Below are 22,942 nucleotides of genomic sequence, written 5' to 3'. Positions count from 1 at the left end.
CGTCACGTTCTACCCCGAGCCCGACACCGCCGAGTTGGACCGCCGCGCCCGCGTGGCCGGATACCACACTGGCCCGGGGGAGGTGCCCGAGGAGGCCGGGCAGCAGACGCTGCGTCTGGTGCGGGCGCTGAAGCTGACGCTGGGGAACGACATCGACGACCGCGTCCAGGTGGAGCAGGACGCGGAGTACGCGGAACTGCTGCGCGGGGCCGCCGCACTGGACCGGATGTGGCGGGACGACCCGCGGTCCGACGCCGCGGGTCCGTTCACGCTGGACCTCTTCCAGCGGATCGTCGCCGCCCGGCTCCCCGAGGGGCGGACCGAGGCCCGCCACGACGACTACCGCGCGGTGCTCACCGCCGCGGCGGCCGCGCCCGACGGTACGCCCCTGACCGCCTTCGCCCCGAGGCTGACGGGGACGCTGGACGAGGCGGCCGCCTGGTGGAGCGGTGTGGACCCGGCCGTGGCCACCGCCGCCGCCCTGTCCCTGGACGACCCGCGGCAGGTGGGAACCGCCGAGCTCTCCCGGGTTTTCTGGGCCCGGGTCAAGATGCACGAGGCCCTGGCCGCTAGCGGCATGGACATCGACCGGATCACCGCCCACGTCTTCGGCATGACGCCCGACGACGACCTGCGCGATGCCACCCGGTGGGTGATGGCCGCGCTGTACGCGATCGGGCGCGACGGGGGCGACCTCGTCACGGTGAGGGCGGGCTACCTGGAGAGCCTGGGCGCTCTGTCGGACGCCACCGCCGTGTCCACCCCCGGCAAGCCGGGAGACCCCCCGCAACTGGCGTCCGGACGCCACTTCGTGGACGCGCCGAAGACCGCGGACCTGGACCTGTCGACGATCTGGACGCCCGGCGGTCTCGTGGACGCGCCGTGGGCGGAGTCCGGCCGGCCGGCCCCGTACGTGGTGCGGGCCTCGGTGGACTGGAACAACCCGGGCCGCCTCGCGCTGTTCCTCGACGGCTCGGACGTGAGCGTGTCGGAGGCGGAGTTCGTCGAGCTGCTGGCAGGCGACCGTCACCTGCTCGTCACGCCACGGAACACCGCCGTCCTTCTGGAGATCTCGCAGCTCGACCGGCACTTCCCCGGCCTGGCGCAACGGCTCGCCCAGCGGATCGGCCATCCGGTCCACTCGACCTCCCTGCCCGTGGACCGGATCACGCCTCCCGCGGCCCAGGGCTCCCGGGCGCCCGTGATCGCCCTGATCCCGCCTCCGAGCGGCCCGGCCCCCACGGCCGCGGACTTCCGCGAGACCGAACCCATCGCCCCGAACCCGCCGGTCGACACCCCGCGCCCGGTGCCGGCCCCGCTGCCCCGCAGCGCCGACCGGATCATGCCGTCGCCCTGGGCGCCGATGCCGGCGCTGCCCCCGGCGCTCCGGTCCGCCCTGGCGCGGGCGTCGGCCGCCCGGCCCGCGCAGCCGTCGGCGGCCCCGTCCGTGTCACCGCCGGCGCCGGGCCCGCGCCTGTCCGCGGGCCGGATCGCGGAGCTGGCCGCCCGGATCGACTCGGACCAGGTGCACACCGTGCCCGTCGGCGAGCCGCCCGCCGCTCCGGCCGCCCCGCCCGCCGCCTCTTCCCCCGGGCCGTCCGTGCTGCCGCGGTCCACCACGGTGGCGTTCGACGGGCAGTCCGCCGAGGTGTCGGCCGGCCAGGAGGCGGAGATCGCGCGGCTGGCGGCCCGGGTGGCCGAGACCGGCCTGCGGAACAAGCGGGCGAAGCTGGCCAAGACCCCGATCCGCATCACCGGACACGGCAGCGGAGCGGACGGGCAGCTCGCCCGCTCGCGGGCCGACGCGGTGGCCGCGGTGTTCCGGCGCCACCTCGACCGGGCGCTGAGCGCGCTCGGCGCGGCCGGAGCGGACCTGTCCGCAGGCGGCTTCACCCTCCATGTGACGACCGACGGCACCACGTCACCGGATCCGGCGCCCGCCTCGGTGACGATCGGCATCACCGCCGACCGGCACTCGGCGACGGCACTGCGCCTGGACGAGCTGCGGCAGGCCGAACCCGGTCTACGGGACGGCCCGTTCCGGCCGGCCGGCCTGGCCAGGCGCGTCCTGGGCCTGGCCGACGCCACCCCGGTCACCGGCGCACTTCGCGCGGACCTGTACGCGGTGACCGACGCGGCGATGCGGGACGGCCGGGCGGGCAGCCTGGCGGAGGTGGCGGCGTACCGCGCCGAGAAGGACGCGGAACGCTACGCGGACCACCGCTTCACCACGGGCGGCACCCGGGTCCCGGGCCTGAACTGGACGGGCCTGCCCGACGGCGAGCTGTACGCGGACACCATCGGCCTCCTGGAGGAGGGGCCGGGCGCCACCCCCCGGATCCTCGACTCGAAGGTCCCCAGGTGGCTGGGCGGCCCCACGCCGTACCTGCTGGCGGCCACCATGGACGGCGACCGGGTGACGATCCCGGCGCTGGACGGCACGACGCGGGCCGTGAGCGCCGAGCGGTTCGTGGCGGAGGTCCTGAAGGACCAGGAGCTGGCGAGCCTCCCCGCGGACGCGCCCGTCGTGCTGGCCATGCCGTTCGCCGGCGACGGCGAACAGTACCTGGCGCGGCTGCTGGCGGAGCGGACGGGCCGCACCGTATGGGCGCACAGCGGCGACGCGCGGCTGATGACCACGCCGGACGGCCGGCTGGCCGTCGCGGTCTTCACCGCTTCCGGGCGCCCGGTGGGCTCCTGGTTCCCCGTCCCGCCCGGCATGCTGCCCGACGCGGATGACACGGACGACGCGGACGACACGGACGACGGGAGCGACGAGGACTGGCACGAGGACGTGCTGTCCTCCCCGCTGGCGAGCGCGGCGACGGGCCTGCAGATCGGCCGCGCCTCCTACTCGCCCGACCATCTGGCTATACGGGAGGAGGACTTCCGCCACCTCGACCAGGTGACGAAGTACGTGCACGCCAACTTCGCCACCGGCACCATCTCCAAGACGTTCCCCCTGGAACCGGCCGCCCGGGGGAAGCTGAAGGCGTTCTTCGCCGCTCACGGCGGGGCGGGCTACACGTCCTTCGCCCTGGACGACGGGGAAAAGCACACGGCGTGGGGCGACGCGGGCGCCAAGTGGCTCAAGAAGCGCAGGAGTTTCACCGGCCTCCTGAAGGACAAGAAGGAGGACTGGCTCGGCCTGGTGATGTGCCAGGCGGGTTCCCCGAAGGACAGCGCTGTCCCGTCCCGTCGCGGCTACGACAACGCCGGCGCGTTCGTGCCCAACCCGCTCAGGGACGTCGCCCAGGGCCAGCACTACGCGAACGAGATGCGGAACAAGACGAGCGCCGCGACCGTCAGCGCAGGCGTCTTTTTCCACAACGGCGAGTACGTCCATGGCCTGGTGACCGACCCGCAGGGGCGCTGGGGGTCGTACGCGGAGTTCTTCCCGGAGCCGGAGACCGACGAGTTGGACCGCCGGGCGCGCGCCATCGGGCTGCACAGCGGTCCGGACGACCCGGTGTCCGAGGAGGAGCGGCGGCGGACGCTGGAGCTGGTGCGGGCGCTGAAGCTGACGCTCGGGAACGAGGTCGACGACGACGTCCGGATCGAGCAGGACCCCGGCTACGCGGAGCTGCTGCGCGGGGCGGCTGCGCTGGAGCGGATGTGGCGGGAGGATCCGCGTTTCCGGCAGGCGGGCCCGTTCACCCTGGAGTTCTTCCAGCGGGTCGCCGCCGCGAAGCTCTCCCTGGAACAGGCCGGGCCGAGCCGAGCGGACTACCGCGCGGTGCTCGCCCAGGCCCTCGGCAGCGGCCCCGGCACGTCACTGGGCGACTTCGTGACGCTGCCGCCGGCCGTGGACCGGGCCGTCGCCTGGCTGGGCGGCCCGGACGTGACGCGGGAGATCGCGGACGTCCTCCAGCTCTCCGGCCCGGACGAGGTGGGCGAGGACGAACGCGCGCGGATGTTCTGGGCGCGGGTCAAGGCGCACGAGGCGCTGGGCGCGCTCGACGCCGCCGGCCTGGACGCGTACACCGCGCGGGTGCTGCACCTGGACCCGTCCGAGGTGGACGACGCGCGGCGGGACCAGGCGCGGGACCTGACGGCCGCGGCGTACGGGGTCGGCCGCGACGGGGCCGACCCGGCCCAGGTGGGCGCCTACCACCTGGAGACCGAACAGGCCCTGTCCGCCGCCACGGCCATGCCCCCGGTCACGGCCGGCGGCCCGGCGGCCGGGCGCCATCTGCTGGCCACGCCGCGGGGGGACACCGCCGTGGACCTGTCGAAGCTCCACACCCCCGGCGGCACGGTGGACGCGCCATGGCACGGGAAGACCACGGAGGGGAGAGACCGGCCGCACCCGTACGTGGTCCGCGCCGAGCCGGACCGCAACGACCCGGGCCACCTCTTCGTGTCGTACGCCGGGGTGACCCGGCGGGTGCCGGCCGCGGAGTTCGTCGAACTGGTGGCGGGCGACCCGGAGCTGCTGCCCCTCGACCAGGCCGTCCCCGTCTTCCTGGCCGTCTCCGAACTGGACCGGCTCGCCCCCGGCCTGGCGCAGGACCTGGCCCAGCGCATCGGCCGGGAGACCTACTCCACCGGGTTCCCCGTCGGGCAGCACACGGCCGGCGGGGCGGCGCACCCGGTGTTCTCCCTGCACCCCTCGCCCGCCACCGGGGCCACCCCCACCGCCGGGGACATCCGGGTGTCCACTCCCCGCGCGCTGGACCCGGTGAGCATGCCGGCGCCGGTGCCGCCCCCGCCGCTCGACGCCGACACCCCCGGCTCCTCGCGCGGCGACCGCCGCGCACCCGCCCCGACCCTGGAGCTGGACGCCCCGGTGCCCGGGTTGGACGACCCGCTGCCCGACCTCGGCGGCCGGGTGCCGGGCCTCGACGATCCGCTGCCCGACCTCACCACCGCCCTCACCGAGGTCCGGCCGCCCTCACCGCCCCCGCCCCCGCCGTCGCCGCCCTCGACGCTCGGGCCCACCCCGCCGCCCGGCCAGAACCCCCGGCCGTGGCCGGCCGGGCGGCAGATCGACGAGGAGCTGGAGAAGCGCCGCCGGCCCCGCGTCGACAGTGAGATGCTGCCGCCGCCGCAGGTGCACCGGCCCAGCAGGTTCACCGACGACACCCGGATGCCGGGCTATGTCGACGGCTTCCTGGCGTTCCCCGGCGACGAGTCCGGCGACACCGCCATGCCCATCGCCTTTGGACAGAGCGACGTCTACCTCCGCGGCTGGGAGCGGATCGTGGAGCACATCGACGCCGAGATGGAGGCGGAGGGCGCGGAGACGGCCTCGGGCGAGGAGCCGTCGCGGCGCCACCGGGTGCGCGGCGGCGGTATCGACGAGTCCGTCTTCCGCCGGATGCAGCGCGCGATGCGCGAGCGCCCGCAGACCTTCCTCGGGGAGGGCCGCGAGTTCGTGTACCGCGCGGAGTCGGGGCGGCTGCGCAGGATGCACATCAGGGTCCGCAACTACGGGGAGTGGACCAAGTTCACCGACGGCACCTCCCCCATCAAGGTCGACAACGCGTCCCGCGCGCAGGCCAGCGTCGGCGGTTCGAAGACGGTCGGCCAGACCCGCCAGCTCGCCCCGACGGTGCCGCTGGGGCCGCAGTCGACGGTCTTCTCCGCGTTCGTCCGGATCGGCCTCCGGCTGGGCCTCATTCGCGAGGTCAACTACTCCATGCAGGACCAGGTCCTGAACGTGGGGGAGACCCGCGGGTGGGACACCTCGCACCCGTACCTGGACGACGCGTACGTCGAGGTGCGCATCACCGACGCCGAAACGCCGCGCCCGGCCAAGCGGGGGATCCTGGGCACCCGCTGGCGGGCGAAGCCGGCCACCGTGGCGGCCCCGGACGTGGAGTTCGCGTTCGGTGTGCGCCACGGGCTGGGGGCGCGGCTGCCGGACACCGCGACCCAGGAGTCCAAGGTCCGCCGGACCCCGAGGACGCTGGAGCTGGGGCCCGAGTCCGACTACCGGCTCGTCATCACCGAGGACTTCGGGCCCGTCGCGCAGATCCGCGACTGGGCGGTGGACCGGATCGGCGCCGAACCGGACTCCTCGGCCTACCGGGAGCTGGACCGGTTCCTCTCCTCCCGGAACTTCCACCAGCTCGCCGGGCGAATGGCCCGAGGCTCGGTTCCGGGCAAGCCGCTGTTCGCCGACGACAAGAAGCGCACCCCGCTGGGCGCTTTCGTCATCGAGCGAGTGGTCCCGGGGCGGGCCGTGCTGGCCTCGGAGACGGACAAGGCGGAGCTGCGGGATTCGGCTTTCCTGACGGTGCAGAACACCCGGAAGCAGACCAAGGCGATCGCCAAGGACTTCTCCCTCGTCCTCGGGCCCACGTTCAATCTGCCGACGTTCGGCCTCCAGAACGTCATCTCCGGCTGGATGAACCGGGTCAAGCCCCGGATCCAGGTCGGCCCCAGCGCGCGCATCGGGCACACCCGGGGCCGCTCGGCGATGACGGGCGGCTCGGGCGCGGTCCGCTCGGTCGGCCGGGCCAAGAACGTCACCTCCGACCTGTACCGGGTCGAGAAGACCGTCTGGATCCGCAAGACCGGGGACGCGCACGCGACGCCGTTCACCACCTGGAGCCTGGACCGGATGACGCGCACCGAGGCGCGCCGCCTGGCCGGCATGGAGGACGAGAACACCTTCGGCGCCACCGAGCCGTACGCCCCCGCCTACCTCACCGAGAACCACCCGCCGACCCTCGGCATGGCCCGGCCGGTGCAGTTCCTCTACGCCAACGGCCGCTACAGCCGCAGGTTCGCGGCGGCCACCGAGGGCGAGGACACCTCCTCCGGGACCGCGCCCCCGCCCGTCGCCGAAACCGACAGCGGGACCGAGACCAGCACCGGGGCCGGCACCGGGGCCGGCACCATGCCCGCGATCGAGCCCGGCCCGGCCACCGAGGCGGGCCCGCAGGTCACCTTCGCCGAGCGCAACCGGCTCGACTCGTTCACCCGGCAGGTGCTGACCGCCGTCTCCCGCAGGTACCCGACGATGGTCGCCACGCTCGAGGAGCTCGGCGACCCGGGCGACAAGAGGTGGCGCAACCACGCGCACTACCAGATGGTGCTGCACAACACGCTGACCGTCATCAACGCGCTCTCGCACCACAGCATGGCCGGCAACCTGGAGGCGATGAGCCGGACCGGCATCCGGATCGGCCTGGTGAACCCCGGCCGGTTCACCCGCGGTTACCACCACATCTGGATCGACGCGGAGCTGACCAACCGCACCTATGTGTCTCCCACGGACACCATCCTGCGCCACAGCGCGCCCGGCGCCACGACCCTGGGCGAGAGCCAGTACGGGGTGCAGGGAGCCGAGTTCGGCTTCGAGGCGCTGGCGTCGGTGCGGGACACCGCCGTCGACGACATCGGGTTCCCCAGCCACGCCCTGACCGGGCAGCTCGGCTACCAGGCCGGCTGGCAGACGCGCGACGAGTCCAACTACGGCGCGACCGCCACGTTCGACCAGATGTCGATCAGCACCAAGCCGGGCAACCTGTACTCCTACGACCTGTCCCTCACCGTGAGCACCGGCGGCTACTGGCGGCCCCGGAGCCTGCTGCGCGGCCTGGTCAGCTTCGGCATTCTCGGCACCTCCTTCTTCGTCCGCGGCCCCAAGAGCCGGGGGGACATCATCGGCGGCAACGCCGAGGTGCCGGCCGTCCGGGGCAAGGTGCTGCTGAGCATCCCGTCCGAGCACTCCCCGAAGACCGACCCGCACGCGCCGGGCGCCGACAACCCGTACCTGGACCCGAACCCGGTCACCCGCGCCCCGATGACCCGCGACGAGGCCAGGAAGCTGCTCGACGCCTCCACCGAGGACGGCCGGCAACCCGGGCCGCTCGAAGGGGTGCCCCACCAGACCCTCTCGGTGGTGGCCGACAAGACCTCCCCGGGAATCGTCGACCGGGTCCTGGCCAAGGCGTCCCACGACAAGTGGCAGTTGACCCGGGTCGGCGCCCCCGCGCACGACGCCGCCGTACGCCCGGAGCAGCCGCAGTTCCTGACGGCCAACGTCGACCAGAACGCGAGCGCGACCGGATCGCGCACCACGGGCCTGTTCGGCAAGGGGCCCTACATCGACTGGCTGGCCACCGTGGTGCACCGGATGCGGGTCACCAACCTGCGCGCGCTGACCCGGCCGCAGCCGATGGAGACCGAGCTGACGGTCGGCGGCAGCAACAAGGTGTCGGGGGTGCAGAGCAAGTCCTTCACCCACTCGGCCGGTTTCACCGCCGTCTACGGCCACTCCCACCAGCAGGCTACGAGTGTGACGGGCAACTACGGCCTGGCCTGGAAGCCGTGGTGGCGCACCCGGGGCTCCAGCGGAACCATCACCCGCACGGTCACCTCGGACATCAACCGGGTCGACCAGGGCCACCAGGTGCTCACCACCGGCGACGCCGAGCACGAGGTGGCCGCCGAGATGCGGTCCTCCGGTGTGCTCTCGCCGCTGGGCGCGGTGGTGCGCAGGCTGCGTGACTGGGCCGGGGAGCGGCAGGTCGTCAAGGGCGGCTGGCTGGGCCACCTGCCCGAGCGGGCCGCCCACCGGCTCGGCCTCATCCGGGGCGACGACCTCGGCGGCGGCCCGACGTACACCCGCCGCGACTGGCTCCAGCCCCGGTGGTTCCGCAAGGCGCCGTTCGCCACGTACCCGGTCGACTCCGTGGACACCTCCAAAGTGGTGGAGGAGTTCCAGCGGCAACTGGACGACCTGGCCATCGACGACGAGAGCCGGGAGGCCATCCACCGGCTGACCTCGGCCCGGGTCACCCGCGCGCTGCGCCGGGAGATGATGGGCACGGGCACGGCGGTGACCGCGAGGATCGGCGGCCCCGGCTGGAAGCAGATCCGGATCGGCGGGCGGAACGTACGCATCCGGGCGCAGCTCGAACCCGTGGGGGAGCCGCGTTTCGTCCAGTTGTGGCCGCGCACCGAGCTGGAGGACCACCGGTGGGCGGTGGAGACCTACAGCGACGGCTTCTCCAGCGGCCGGGGCAGCGACGCCGGAACACAGGTCAACGAGGGCGTCCACACCGGCGATACCGATGTGCCGACGGCGGGCCCGTCGATGGCCGAGACCGGCTCCAACCGGCAGAACGTCTCCGCGACCGACACCCGCGTCCGGGGCCGGGTGTGGTCCTCGTACACCAGCGAACCGCACGCCGAGTACGCCACCCGCTACCGGCTGCGCATCACCATGGAGATGGGCCGGAAGCGGGGCGACGAGCCCAGGCACCCGGAGACCCGGCGGATCGAGCACAGCGGTGACGTCGGCATCCAGCGCGAGATCGTCCCGCTCAGCCTGATGCGGCCGGACACCGCCCGGGGCTCCGCCCCGGCGAAGGGACCGGACCCGCTGGGCCCGCCGGAGATCGGCGACGAGCCGACCGCGGTGAACGTGCTCACCGGGAAAGACTCCCCGCTGGAGAAGAGCAGCGATATCACCGGTGTTCTCGATTCCTGGCGCGCCATCACCCTGCCCGACGGGACGCAGGGCCCGTTCGTCCCGCCCAAGAACGGCTTCCACGTCCGCAACGTCATCGGCGCCGAGAACATCCTCGCGGCCGGCACCATCGCGCTGGCCAAGGCGTACGACAACCGGCTCGCCACCACCTCGGGCCGGCTCACCGGGGAGGAGCTGGAGCGCGTCCTGCGCACCGCGCGGATCACCCCGCTGACCGCCGAGGGGACCGGCTCCGCGCAGGTGCTGGAGGACTCCCTCGGCTCCGGGGCGCTGTCCGCGTTCTTCGAACACGCCTCGGGCAACGGGGGTTACGAGACCGCCGGCCTGGTCGAGAACGCCCTCGCCGACCGCTCCGAGGGATGGCTGCGGGTGTTCTCCCGGCCCGACTTCGCCGGTGCGCGGTTGATGGCGGTGGCCGACGGCGCCCGGATGGAGTCCGCCACCCGGATCACCCAGAGCGACAACGCGACCGCCTCCCAGGGCGGCGACCACAACACCGTCCTCGGCGCCGCGCCCGCCCTGAAGTCGGACACCACCGGCTCGGCGAACCCGGGCGCCTCCGGCACCGGCGCCGACACCTCCGACAGCGACGGCCGGGTGATCGCGGGCGATCAGGCCCGTCAGGTGACTGTCAAGCCCAACACGGGCCGGGTGTTCGCGTTCGCCATCCCCACCGCCTGGCTGAGCGTGGCCGACGTCCACCGGCAGTTCAAGGACCTGCCGTCCAGCAACTGGGTCCGCGAGCACCTGCTGGGCTCGCTCGGCGGCGTCAAGCCGGGCCCGCAGACCGTCGAGTCGCAGACCCATGTGCTGGCCTGGGTGCGCGAGGACGTCGCCCGCCAGCTCGGGCTGATCACCGACGACAACTTCCCCGAGACCGTCGCCAAGGCATGGGACAAGGTCAAGGACGCGGCCAAGACATGGGCCGACGAGGACGCCAAGTACTGGGTGCTGCGCCGGGACCTCCCCGATCTGCGGGAGGCCGTCGGGGCCGCCCGGGTGGCCCGCTCGGTGGCCCGCCGACTGCGCCGGGAGGCCCAGGCCGCGGCGAGGGCGGAGTTCGCCGCGGCGCGGCAGGACCTCGTGGCGGCGATGGCCGCCGCCGACGCCGCGCTCACCCAGGACCCCGGGGACTTCCCGGCCCCGGTGGGCGACGAGCTGCGGTCGGCGACGGAACTGGCCGAGGGGGCGCGGCAGACCCACCAGGACGCCCTGCTGACCGACCTGACGGACGACGCCACGCCCGCGCGGCGCGCCGCCGCCGAGGCCCGGCTGGAAAGCGCCCGGCTGGCGCTGTCCGAGGCGGAGGACCTGGTCGGCTCCATCCGGCGCAGGGAGCGGGACCGGATGGCGGCGGAGGCGCGGCGGGCCTTCGAGCGCCGGACGGCCGCGGCCGACGAGCGCGTGGCCGGCGCGCGGGACACGGCCCACGCGGCGGCCCAGGCGTTCCGGGCGGCCGAGCGCGCCGTGGAGGCGCGCATCGCGGCGGTGCGGAGCCAGGAGCGCAAGGCCGAGAACGCGGCGGACGCCCTGCACCACCTGCGCGCCCAGACCGACCGGCTCACCCGCTGGCACCGGCTGCCCGAGGACCCGCCCAGCGGCGAGGAGGGCGCGGTCCCGACCCGCGCCGGGCTGCCCGAGCCCCAGGTGACGGACTGGGAGCCGGGGAAGACCGAGCGGACCGAGAACCCGGCCAGGCACTCCGACAAGCCGAAGCTGGTGCGGGCGCCGAAGCTGGACTCCATCACGGAGGAGCCGTCGGCGAAGCCGAAGCCGAAGTCGGCGCGGAAGCCGCCGTCGGGGCTGGACCCCATCGCCGAGGAGACGCCCGAGGAGCTGGCCGAGGACCTGCCCGAGGGGGACACCCCGGCGCCGGACCCCTCCGACCCGGAGAGCCCCGGCGGCGACACCGGCACCGACAGCCGCGACACCGGCACGGACCGGCGGGAGGACTCCCGGGACGGCATGTTCCGGGAGGAGCCCGAGACCTCCGGCACGCCGCCGCGGTACACCGAGGTGACCGCGCTCCGCGACGGCGCGCCCGCGCTGAAGTCCCCGGAGGGGACCACCCACCGGCTGCTGGACGTCCCCCAGGACAACTCCTTCTACCGCGCCTTCCAGCGCGCGCTGCCCGCGGCCCGCACCGGTGCCGACGGCGCCCCGCTCGACGCCGCCGGGCTGCGGAACGTACTCGCGGACGCGGTGGAGGGGCTGCCGGACGACTCGCCGCTGCTGGCGTACTTCTCCCCGGACGAGACGGACACCTTCACCTCCGCGGAACTGGACGCCGCGGCCCTGGACCTGGGCACCGACACCCCGCAGCGCCGGGAGTTCGACGCCCTCGGCGTGATCCCGCACTCGGCCGGCGACCGCCCCGGCCCCGAGCGGCGCTACCAGCCGCTGAGCCCCGCCCAGCGCCGCAGCCTCGCCGCCGGCCAGCTGCGGCGCGCCGCGAACGCCGCGAACGACACCGGCTGGGACCACAGCGCCGCCGACCTGCTCCCCGCGCTCGCCGCCCGGATGTACGGGGTGGGCGTGCGCGTCGTCCGCGAGGACGGCACCTACCAGGACTTCTCGCCCCACCCCGACCGTCCGCTGTCCTCCGGCGCCGAGCGCGTCGTGCTGTACGTGGCCGACCGGCACTTCCGCGCCGTCGAAGCGGCTGCCGTGGCCGAGGGCCCGCCCCCGCCACGCAAGCCCCAGCCCCCGGTGGACGACTCCCTGCTGACCGCCCACGCCACCCGCCCGTGGACGTGGGAGGGCCTGGAAGACGAGACCTACGCGGAGCAGCCCAAGTTCGACGCGGCCACCGACGTCCATACCCTGACCGACCCCGACGGCTACACCTACGACCTGGTCACGCCCCTGGCCGGCGACGGGAACCAGTTCTACGCCGCCGTCGCCGTCGCACTGGGAGCGAACCCCCGGGGCGGCCGCGGGTTCGAGGTGATCGACGACCTGACCGAGCTGATGGACGCGGTGCCGCTGCCGCGGACGGCCCGGCTCGATCCCCGGGCCACGTTCACCGAGGACGAGCTGTACGAGGCCGGGTTCCGCCCGCTGGACGCCGTGCGGCGCCGGGAGTTCCGGCGCGGCGGCGGCCGGCTGCCCGAGTCGTGGCCGACGCCGCCCGACTGGGTGCGGGACGGCCTGATCCGCGCCCACCTGCGGAGCTCCCGCCGCTGGAGCCGGGGGACGGCCCTGCTCGCCGCCGAGTTGGTGGCGAAGCACATGAACCTGCACGTGACCTACGTGCACGAGAACGGCACGATCGACACCTTCGGCACGGCGTCCGCCGACGTGGACAACGCCATCGTCCTGTACGAGCGCGGCGGCGACTTCCTCGCGGCGATGCCCCGAGGCGCCCGTAACCCGCGCGGCCCCTGGAACTTCCGCACCACCAAGCCGGCCCCGGCCCCGCCCTCGCCCGCCCGATCGGCGCCGCCCCCGCCACCCGCCCGGCTGGCCCCGCCGCCGCCCTCCCGGCCCGCGCCGCCCCCGCCGGTGGTCGACCTGCCCCCGGTCGGACCGCCCGGCGGCAAGGGCGTGCCGAAGCCCCCGCCCACCGGCCGGGGACGGCGGCGGCCGGTCAACGACGGCCTGCCGTTCGGCCTGGACACGCCCCCGGCCGGCACCCGCAGCCGGTCCGACGCCGAGGGCCGGTCGCTGGTCCGCCCCCGCGACCTGCGGAAGGCCCTGGACCTGCTGGACACGCTGCGGGCGGGGGTCCCCGAACTCGGCGAAGGCCCGCTGGACATGGACGCGCTCGCCCGCCATGTGCTGATGCTGGACCCGGACACGCCCGTGACCGACGCGCACCGGGACGAACTGCTGGGCATCGCGCTGGCCCCCGAGATGGCCGCCGCGCCCAGCCTCGCGGTGCTGGCCGGGTTCGGCCTGGCGGAGCGCGGGGCGACCGTCGTCCGGGACTTCGGATACGACGTGGACGCCCTCGCCGCCCGCGTCCTGCACCTGGAAGCCCCCGACCCGGCCCGGCGCCGGGAGCTGGTGCGGCTGCTGGAACGGGCCACCGACGTCGGGATCGACGCGAGCCAGAGCGCGCGGCTGGCCACGTTCCACCTGGCGACCGGGGGCCTGTTCACGCCGGAGCGGGTCATCCGACGCTTCGACGGCACGGCGATGGGCCGCGACGGCGACCAGCACCTCCCCGCCCTGGACTTGGACCTGAGCGAGGTCACCCTGGTCGGGGCCGGGCCCGACGGCAGGCTCACCTTCGGCACCACCGAAACGGCGCCCTGGGACCGGCCGGAGGGCCCGGCGCCCTGGGTGGTCCGGCTCAAGGGCCCGCTGGGCGAGGGGCTGCTGTCCGGGCGGGTCCCCGCGGAGGACTTCGCCCACCTGCTCCACATCGACCCCGAACGCCGCGCGGGCGGCGAGATCGTCCTGCTGCTCCCGCGCACCGACCCCGCCACGGCGGGGCCCGCCGTCGAAAAGCTGCTGGACGCGGTCACGCGGAGCACGGGCGTGAAGGTGCACACCGCCTACGGCATGGCGGACTTCTTCACCGACGAGGACGGCCGGACCACCATCGCCCTGGGCCCCGACCGGCACGGGCGGCAGCGCACCGCCGCCGACTTCGTCTCCGCCGGCCCGAGCGCCGACGTCACGACCACCACCGGCGTCACCCCCCGCCCGGCGACCGGCCGCAAGCGGCCCCGTCCGCGGGCCGGGGCCAAGCGGCACGCTCGTCCGCTCGGAGCGGCGCCGCCCCCCGCCAAGCGGCCGCGCAGGGTGCTGCCGGCCACGATGCCCGAGGCCCCGCCGCGGTTGCTGAAGAGGCCGGCACTGGAGGAGACACCGCCGGACGGGACGCTGCTGAAGGAGACACCGCCGGAGGGGACGACGCCGGAGGGGGCACCGCCCAAGGCGCCGCCCCGGCCGCCCATCATGACGTCGCCGGTGGGCGGCACCCCGGGCTGGGCCCGGGGGCGGCCGCTGCCGGTGGCCGGGGACGGCTTCTGCCTGCTGCACGCGTTCCTGGCGAGCGGCCCGCTGCTCGTCCGCGACGCCCTGCCCGGCCTGGCCGCGGACGGCCGGTCCACCGCCGACCGGGACGCGTACGCCTGGCTGTCGGACCCCGCCCGAGTCCGGGCCGACCTGGCGCGCGCCGCCGCGCCCGACCCCTCGGACCGCCATGTCCTCGACGCCATGCGACGGTTCGTCGCGGACCGCCTGACCGCGAGCCGGGGACGGCTGCCGGTCGAGATCGTCCACCAGTACCGCAACTCGGTGCCCGGCGGACTGGCCGCGGCCGTGGACCGGATGGACGAGGTCGCGCTGGTGACTCGGCTGACCGAGCTGGGCGTCCCCGTACCGGACCAGAGCCGGTTCCCGAGCAGGGGGCAACTGCGCGGGGAGATGGGCGACCTGGTCCTCCGGCACACCCCGCTGGACGACAGGGAGCTGTCCGGCCTGCGCGCGGTGGTCCTGGACTGGGACAACAGCTGGAACTCCGACATCGGCGACGTATTCCCCCACCTGCTGGCCCACGCCTTCGACGTACGGATCGACATCGCCTCGTCCCACAGCCGGGCCGACGGGCGGACGGGCCTGCGCGGCATGCGGCGCGGGATCGGTCCCGCGAGCGCCGCATGGGAGATCGAGCTCTTCCACAGCAGAGTGGTCGACGCGAGCGGGCGCCCCATGGGAGGGGACCACTACGAGGGCAGCACCGCGGCCCCCCGGTTCGCCTCCACCACGGCCCCCGCCGGCCGCACCACCGCCGGACCGGTCACCGGCCCCGGCACCTCCACCGGCGATCCGGCCACGGGACCCGGCCCCACCTACAGCGGGCGCCCCGCGGCCGGCGGGACCGCACCCGGCGGCCCCGCACCCCGACAGGCGCACAGGCCCGGACCGGGCAGGGTGAACCGGTACCGGCCCGGAACCCACCGGACCGGGCCGTGGGCGGGCTCCCGGGGACGGGCCCGAGGCCGGTGGCAGCGGCCCGACCGCGCCGTCGGCAGCCCCTCCTCGCCCGGCCGCACGGTCTGGCTCACGCCCGGTGAACCGGCCGCCCGGACCCGGCTCAACCAACTCCGGTCGGCCGACCCCGAGCTGCGCCACGGCCCGCTGGACATGAACCGGCTCGCCCGCCGCGTACTGCTGCTCACCCCCGAGGAGCGGGTGACCGGCGACCGGCGCGCCGAGCTGATCCGGCTGGCGTCCTCGCCCGAGGCCCGGAACGTGACGAGCCTGGCGGGCCTGAGCGCGCTGTACGTCGCGGACCGGGGCGTGTTCGACGACCGCTTCCGCGTCACCGACACCCGGGGCCGTCCGCGGGGGATCAACTGGACCGGGAGCCCGATCCCCGCCGACCTGGATCCGAGCACCACCGCGGTGATGGTCCGCCGGGACGGGGGGAGCACCGTCGGCGACGTCCGGCCGGCGCTGTGGGCCTCCGGGCCGGACCGCCCCGACCCCTATTTCCTCGCCACTTCGGGTGAGGACCGGATTCTGGTGCGGGGCCGCGCGGGATTCGCGCGCCATGTGCCGTTCGAGGTGTTCAACGAGCTGATGGCGCTCGACCCGGTCCTGGCCGCCCTCCCGTGGGACGTCGCGGTGGCCCTGGTGATCCCCGGCCTGGGCCGGATCGCCGCCCGGCCCCGGACGTTCGCCACCCGGCACAACCGCAACGTGGTGTCCACCAGCGGCTTCCTGGCCGTCATGGACCTTCCGGGCCGGGCGGGTCACCGGGTGCTGGGCCTGCTGGACGAGGAGGGGCGACCCCGGGGCGACTTCTTCATGTCCCATCCCGGGCCGGTGGCCCCGGTCCCGGGGACGGACGACTGGGTGCGGGACGCGGACACCTTCCCCCTCCCCGACGCCGACGGCTGGGTGACGGGCTTCGTCTCGGTCGACCTCGGCGCCGACGACGACGGGGGCCGGACTCGGCTGCTGGACGCCGCGCGGGTGCCGACGGCGACCTCGTTGGTGACCTACAACGCCCAGCTCCATGCGTATGGCGCGAAGCGGGACGTGCCCTGGACGCCCGGCACGACCGTCTTCCAGGCCCTGCACGGCCTCCCGGGCGCCGTCTCCTGGATCACGCGGGACGGGCGCCGTGACATGAGCGGCCGTGACCACGCCCGTGCCGTGGTCCGCTGGTTCTCCCTGGCCCAGGTGTCGCCGCGCCGCTCGCAGGCGCTGCTGATCTGCTTCTCCGCCGCCCGGCCGGGCGGCGGCGGCGTCGTCGGACACGGAGTGCACGACGGCCCGCTGCCGTTCGTCCCCGACCCGCTCGCGGTGGTGGCCGTCGGACAGGACGTGGCCAACGAGACGGGGGCGACGGCGTACGGCCCCCTCTACCGCGTTGCCACGCCGACGCTGGCGGACGGCACCCTGGCCGTAGCCCTGTTCACCAACGCCCGCGGGGAGGGCGACCGTCTGGTGAAGTTCCCGCCGGAGCCGAAGGGCGCCGCGCTCGACGAGCGGGCCCGGACGGCCGGGCTGCACCACGGCCCCGGCCCCGCGTCCGAGGCGACGCGCGACCGGGCGCTGCGGCTGGTGCGCGCGCTGCGCGAGGCATTCGACGACCCGGACGTGGACGACCGGCCGGACTATCCGGACCTGCTCAGGGGCCTCGGCGCGCTGGACCGCATGCGCGAGCGCGATCCGGACCTCGACCGCGACGGCATCCGCGAGTTCACCCTTGACCTGCTGTACCGGGTGGTGCACCGGTTCCCGCCGGGCCGGCCCGGCACGCGGCCCGGTGGCGCCGAGCACATCCAGGAGGTGCTGGCCCGGGCCGACGCCGCGTGGCAGGCCGGGCCCGGGCGCCCGCTCGGCGGCTTCGCCGCGCTGCCGCACCTGACCACCGCGCTGAACCGGCTCCCCGCGGCGGGCACGTCGGCCGCCGAGGCCATGGCCCGGGAGGTCCTGGGCCTCGGGGCCGGACAGCCGGTGGGCGAGGCGGAGCTGTCCTGGCTGCTGTGGACCGAGGTCAGGCTGCTGGAGCTGCTGGACAACATCGTCGACGGCGCGGAGTTCGCCGCCGGCTTGCTGCACCTGGACCGCCCCGACCCGGCGCGGTTCGACGAGGCGGTCGCGCTGGCGCGCAAGGCGCTGGCCGTGGGCCGTTTCTCGTTGCCCGAGCTGGCCGCCTACCACCTGGAGAGCGGGGGCGCCCTGTCGGACCGTACGCTCGGGAGGAACACCGCGGGCGCGGTCACCGGCCGGGACTTGAGCCACGGCTCAGCCGGACTGGACGGCGACTTCGACGCCAGTGTCATCACCCTCATGGACTACGCGCCCGACGGCTCGCTGGTCGAGGTCGGCACGGCCCCGGCCCCCTGGTACGCACCGGGCCACCCGGCCCCGTTCCGGTACGTCTTCGACGGCGGCTTCCTGGGCGCGCCGGTGCCGCGGCAGGAGTTCGGCGAACTGGTCTTCCGCGACGCCATGCTGCACGGCGCGCCCTGGAAGGCCGACATCCTCCTGGTGGCGGACGGCGCCCGGCCCCCGGCCGGGGCGCCCCTCGCCGGGACGCTCGCCGGGGAGGCCGCCCGGAACTCGGGCCGTGGCGTCTGGGCCACCTCCGGCCGGACCGGGATCCACCGCCGGCCGGGGTCCCGGACATACACCGTGTACATGGCGCCGGACGCGTCGGGGCGCCGGCCCCAGCCGTCCGACTGGGGCCTCATCAGGCCGGGCGATCTCACGCCGCCGACCTTGGGGCCCGCCTGGGCGCTGCCGCCCGCGGGCGGCCCCGTGGCCACCTACGGGATCGGTCGCGCGGCGCCGCACGCCGTGGAGCCCGCCGACACTCCGGCCGCGCCGCCCGGGGACGCCGACGACGCCACCGCCACGCCGCCCCCGGACGACGGCCGCCAGGACACCGATACCGTCGCGCTCGCCTGGGACGAGCACACCCGGGCGCTGGCGTCTCTCGCCGAGGCGGCGGAGGCCGCCACGGACGCCGGCACGGACACCGCCACGGACGTCGCCGGGCGGCTGGAGGACGCCCTGGCGCGGCTCGAGGACGCCGCGGCCCGGCTGTACGGCCTCGGCGTCCCGCCGGCCGAGCTGACCGCCGCCACCACGCCCCGGGACACCGCCGCGGTCCCGACTCCGGCCCTGGGCGAGGACCTGCGGGGGTGGCTCGCCGGCCAGGTGACGACCGAGGACCTGCGCCAGGGCGCGCCGCGCCTGGACCCGGACGAGTCCGTGACCCTCGCCGAACTGCGGGCCGCAGGCGCTGAGCTGACGCCCGCTCTGGAGATCCAAGCCACACTGGGCGGCGACCGCCTCCAGGCAAGGCGCCTGACCCCGCAGGACCAGGTGCGGCTGCTGCTGCACCGGCCCGGCCCGGGGCCGGACGGGCTCGACACGGTCGCGGCCGAGGTGTCGCGGCGACTGTGGCGATCGGCGTACGCGGAGTTCGCGCAGGCCGCCGTGGCGCGCGAGGGCGCGGCCCCGGCGGGCACCCCGACCCCGGCGGACAATCCGGCCCCGCAGGACGACGCGCGACCGCAGGACGGCACCGGGGCGCAGGGCGGCCCCGGGGTCCCGGAGGGGTCGGGCCTGGATGCCGCTCGGGCCTGGGAGCTCGCCGCCTTCCTGGTGCTGCCCCTTCCGCCGTACGCGGCGCAGGCCGACGTCCGCTACGCCAGGGACGCGTTCCGCGAGGCGGTACGGAACGTCGCCGAACACCTGCTCGCCCACGGGCCGAACACCCGGTCGGCCGGGGAACTGGCCGACACGCTGCGGGGGGAGCTGGGTCTGCGGCCCCGGTGGACCGAGGCCGCCCCGCCCGCCCCGCTTCCCCGGCCGGTGGTGTCGGCGGCCTCGGCGTCGTTGGACGGGGACGCGTGGGACGCCGATCTGCTGGACTTCGAGACGTCGGCGGAGTCGGACTCCGACGAGGACATGCCGGACGCCTTGGACGACTCGGCGTCCGAGTCCTCCGACTCGGAGGGCAGCCTGTTCTCCGACGACGCCCGCTCGTCCGGAACCGAGGACAGCGACTCCGACTCCGATTCCGACTCCGATTCCGACTCCGATTCGGATTCCGACCGCTCCGCGTCGGCCTCGAATCCCGTTTCCCGTACCGCGCTGCCGCCGACGGCCGGGGTGCGGTTCGCGCGGGGATCGACCGCGCTGTCCGACGCGGACAAGGCGAACGTGCGCAAGCTGGCCCGTCGCCTCGCCCTGACCGGGTTGCGGAACCATCGGGCCGGGGCACCCCTGCCGGAAGTCCTCATCGCCGGCTTCGGCAACGACGTACGGTCCAACGCCGAGCTGCCGGCCCGGCAGGAGATGGCCCGGGAGCGCGGTGCGCGGCGCGCCCAGGCCGTGTACGCGCACCTGACGCAGGAGCTGGGCGTCGCGCTGGCCATCCTCCAGCGGGACCTGTCGGCGGATCAGTCGCGCCTGGGCCCGGACGGCTTCGACCTGCGGAAGTACGGCCTGCCCGAAGTCCCCCCCAACAAGAGGGTCGCCCAGTTCCCCCGGCCCACGCTGATCCGGATCACCACCGAACCCCGCGCGAACGCGGCGGAGACCCTGGACCGGCTGCGCCGCCGGGAAAAGGGCATGCGCCACGGACCGATGGACGTGTCCGCACTCGCCGGGCGCATCCTCCACCTGCCCCCGGGCACGGTCGTCGACCAGGGCGTCAGGGACGAGCTGTTCGACCTGGTGCTGGAGGCGGACAAGGCGGGCCGGGCGACCGGCCTGGCGGCGCTGGGCGCGTTCCACGCCCAGCGGCAGGGCGTACTGGACGACCGCCACCGGTTCACCGACGTCCAGACCCCGGGGGAGCCCGCGGGCGTGAACTGGACGGGCTCGGGCGCCGCGGAGCTGGACACCTCCGCCGTCGATCTGGTCAAGAAGGACAAGCAGGGCACGGTCACCGGCGCGCGGCTGGACGACCAGCCGTGGGACTGGGACGAACCCGCCTATGTCGTGGCCGCCGCGGGGGACCCGCACAAGATCGTGGTGCCGTGGCCGGACGGCACCACCCGGGACCTGGGGCTCGACGAGTTCGCCGAGCTGATGGCGAACGACCCGGGGCTGTCGAGGCTGCCGAAGGACGTGCCGATCGTGCTGGCCGTCCCGTACGCGGGGCGTGGCCTGCTGTTCCTGGCGCGCCGGCTCGCGTTCCGCACCGGCCGCCTGGTGTACGCGCACAGCGGCGACGTGGAGCTCACCGTCCAGCAGGGGAAGCCGGCGAAGGTGCGGGTGGTCCACCACCAGGGCGACCCCCAGGGCGACTGGGTGCCCAATCCCCCCGACCTGGACCCCGGTTCCCCCGACGACGTGCCCGACTGGCACCATGACGTGCAGACCTGGCCCATCGTCAGCAAGCGGACCAGGAAGCAGATCGGACGCACCGCGTTCACCCCCGCCGAACTGGCCGGCCTCCGTGAGGCATTCTTCCGCCGCATCGACCAGGTGACGACGTTCGCCCACTACAACCCCGCCACGGGCGACTACTCCACACGCTTCACCCTGGCGGACCCGGACGAGGCCGCCCCGGCGGTCTACCAGGGCGCCCACGGGTATCCGGGGGGCATCTCGGTCCCGATGCGGGACGGCAGCACGCGGGCGCTGGACGGTCCCGAGACGCAGCGATGGGCCCGCGCGCGGCGGAACAGCCTGTCCGTCATCCCCGCGGATCACTGGGCCGACCTGGAGATCTGCTGGGCGGGTTCGCCCAGGAACACCCGGATACCCCTCGTCGACAACGCCGGTGCGGGTTTCCCCGGGCCGTTCGTCGCCGACCCGCTGGAGGACGTGCCCGTCGGTCAGCACTACGCCAACGGGCTGCGGCGCAAGGTGCGCTGCACCGTCCGGATAGCGGGGCTCACGGAGGCCGGGCCGCCGAACCGCCGCGTCTACTTCCGCACGATGCTCACCGATCCCCAGGGGCGGCGGTCCGAGCGTGCGAAGTTCTTCCCCGAGCCCCGGGCCGCCGAGCTGAACCGCCGGGCGCGCGCGATCGGTTTCGGCGGCCCGGACGGAAGGGTGTCCGGACCGCAGCGGCACCGGACGCTGCGACTGGTGCGAGCGCTGAAGCTGGCGCTGGGCAACGAGGTGGACGACGCCGTGCGCGTCAAGAAGGATCCCGAGTACGCCAGGCTGCTGCGCGGGGCCGCCGCGCTGGACCGGATGTGGCACGCCGACGGGCGGTTCGACGCCTCGGGCCCGTTCACGATGGAGCTGTTCCACCGGATCGTCGCGGCGAAGCTCCCCGCCGGTCGGACGGAGCCGCGCCGGGCGGACTACCGCGCGGTGCTCCTGGAAGCGGCGAACGCGGCCGACGGCACGCGCCTGAGCGACTTCGTGACGCTGTCGCCGGCCGTGGACGCGGCCAGTTCCTGGAAGGGCGTCATGTCGGCAGCGGCCTGGGACGGCGTCGTCGGGCCGATGCTGCAGGTCAGCGCCGCCGACGTTACGGACGGCCATCGCTCCCGGGCGTTCTGGGCCCAGGTCAAGGCCCATGAACTGCTGTATCGACCCGGCCTCGACGTCGACGGACTCGCCCGGAAGGCCCTCCACCTGGAGGCGACCGACCCGGTGGACGCCGCGCGCCGGGAGGAGCTGTGGCGGCTGGTCGCCAAGGCGTACGCGCGTGGCCGCGACGCCGCCGATTTCCATGTGCTGGCCGCGGTCCACCTGGAGGCGGCCAAGCCCTTCTCCCGGACCTGCCGGCTGAAGGACCCGCTGCTGAACGGGCAGAACGCCGGGAACGACTGGTCCACCGGGACGAGGATCGACCGACTGGACACCTCCAGGATCCAGACGCCCGACGGCCTCGAGGACGCCCCGTGGACCGGCCAGGACGACGCCGGCGACGCCCGGGCCGTGCCCTTCGTGGTGCGGGCGTCCTACGACCCGTCGGACCCGGACGCCCTGCGCCTGCGCTTCCGCGGCAACAAACCGGTCTTCCGGGTGCCGTTCGAGGAATTCGTGGAGCTGATGGCCTACCATCCCAAACTCGTGGACCGGGACCTCAACGGCGTCCTGGTGCTGGACATCCCCGGCCTCTACGACACCCGCCTCGCGGACATGCTGACCGAGCGGCTGGGCCGCCCCACCACGGTCACAAGCGGCACCACGGGGATCGCCCACCCCAGCGGGGCGCAGTACCCGGTCCTGTCCCTGTCCCCCTCGCCGCTGGATGCGAAGCCGACGGCGAAGAGCTGGGTCGTCATGGAACCGGTCGAACCCGCCACCCCCACGAACGCCCCGCTCCCGGTGCCACCCGTGCTCAGTGGCGCGCCCGTGAACCCCGGCAGCACCCCGGCCCGCCCGTCCCCGGAGGTCTACGACGCCCCGGCCGTCCTCGCGGAACAGGGCATCGACGACTGGCGGGCGCTGCGCCCCGAGGAGTTCGGCGACCGGCTCGCCGAAGGGTTCGCCGAGCAGGACGCGCGGGCCCAGGTATGGCTGGACGCGGGCGAGGTGCCGCACGGCTCGGCCTCCGAGACGCCGGTGCCGTCGGCCGAGGTGACCGAGGGGGTGCCGTAG

General features: G+C 75.1%; 1 protein-coding gene (cut by a window edge). It reads left to right on the top strand.

Annotated features, from left to right (window positions below; genetic code table 11):
- Window positions 1–22,942, top strand: the 3' portion of a protein-coding gene (locus tag ACFZDL_RS04880) for a lonely Cys domain-containing protein (RefSeq protein WP_353591957.1). 15,614 nt of this gene lie to the left of the window's left edge; only the last 22,942 of its 38,556 coding nucleotides appear in the window; the start codon falls outside the window, past its left edge; its stop codon occupies window positions 22,940–22,942.

Origin of the sequence: Streptomyces sp. NPDC007917 (assembly GCF_042959105.1) — a bacterium.
Lineage (GTDB): Bacteria > Actinomycetota > Actinomycetes > Streptomycetales > Streptomycetaceae > Streptomyces.
Note: the sequence above shows the minus strand (reverse complement) of the source record. Positions and strands in the feature narration are given on the sequence as shown.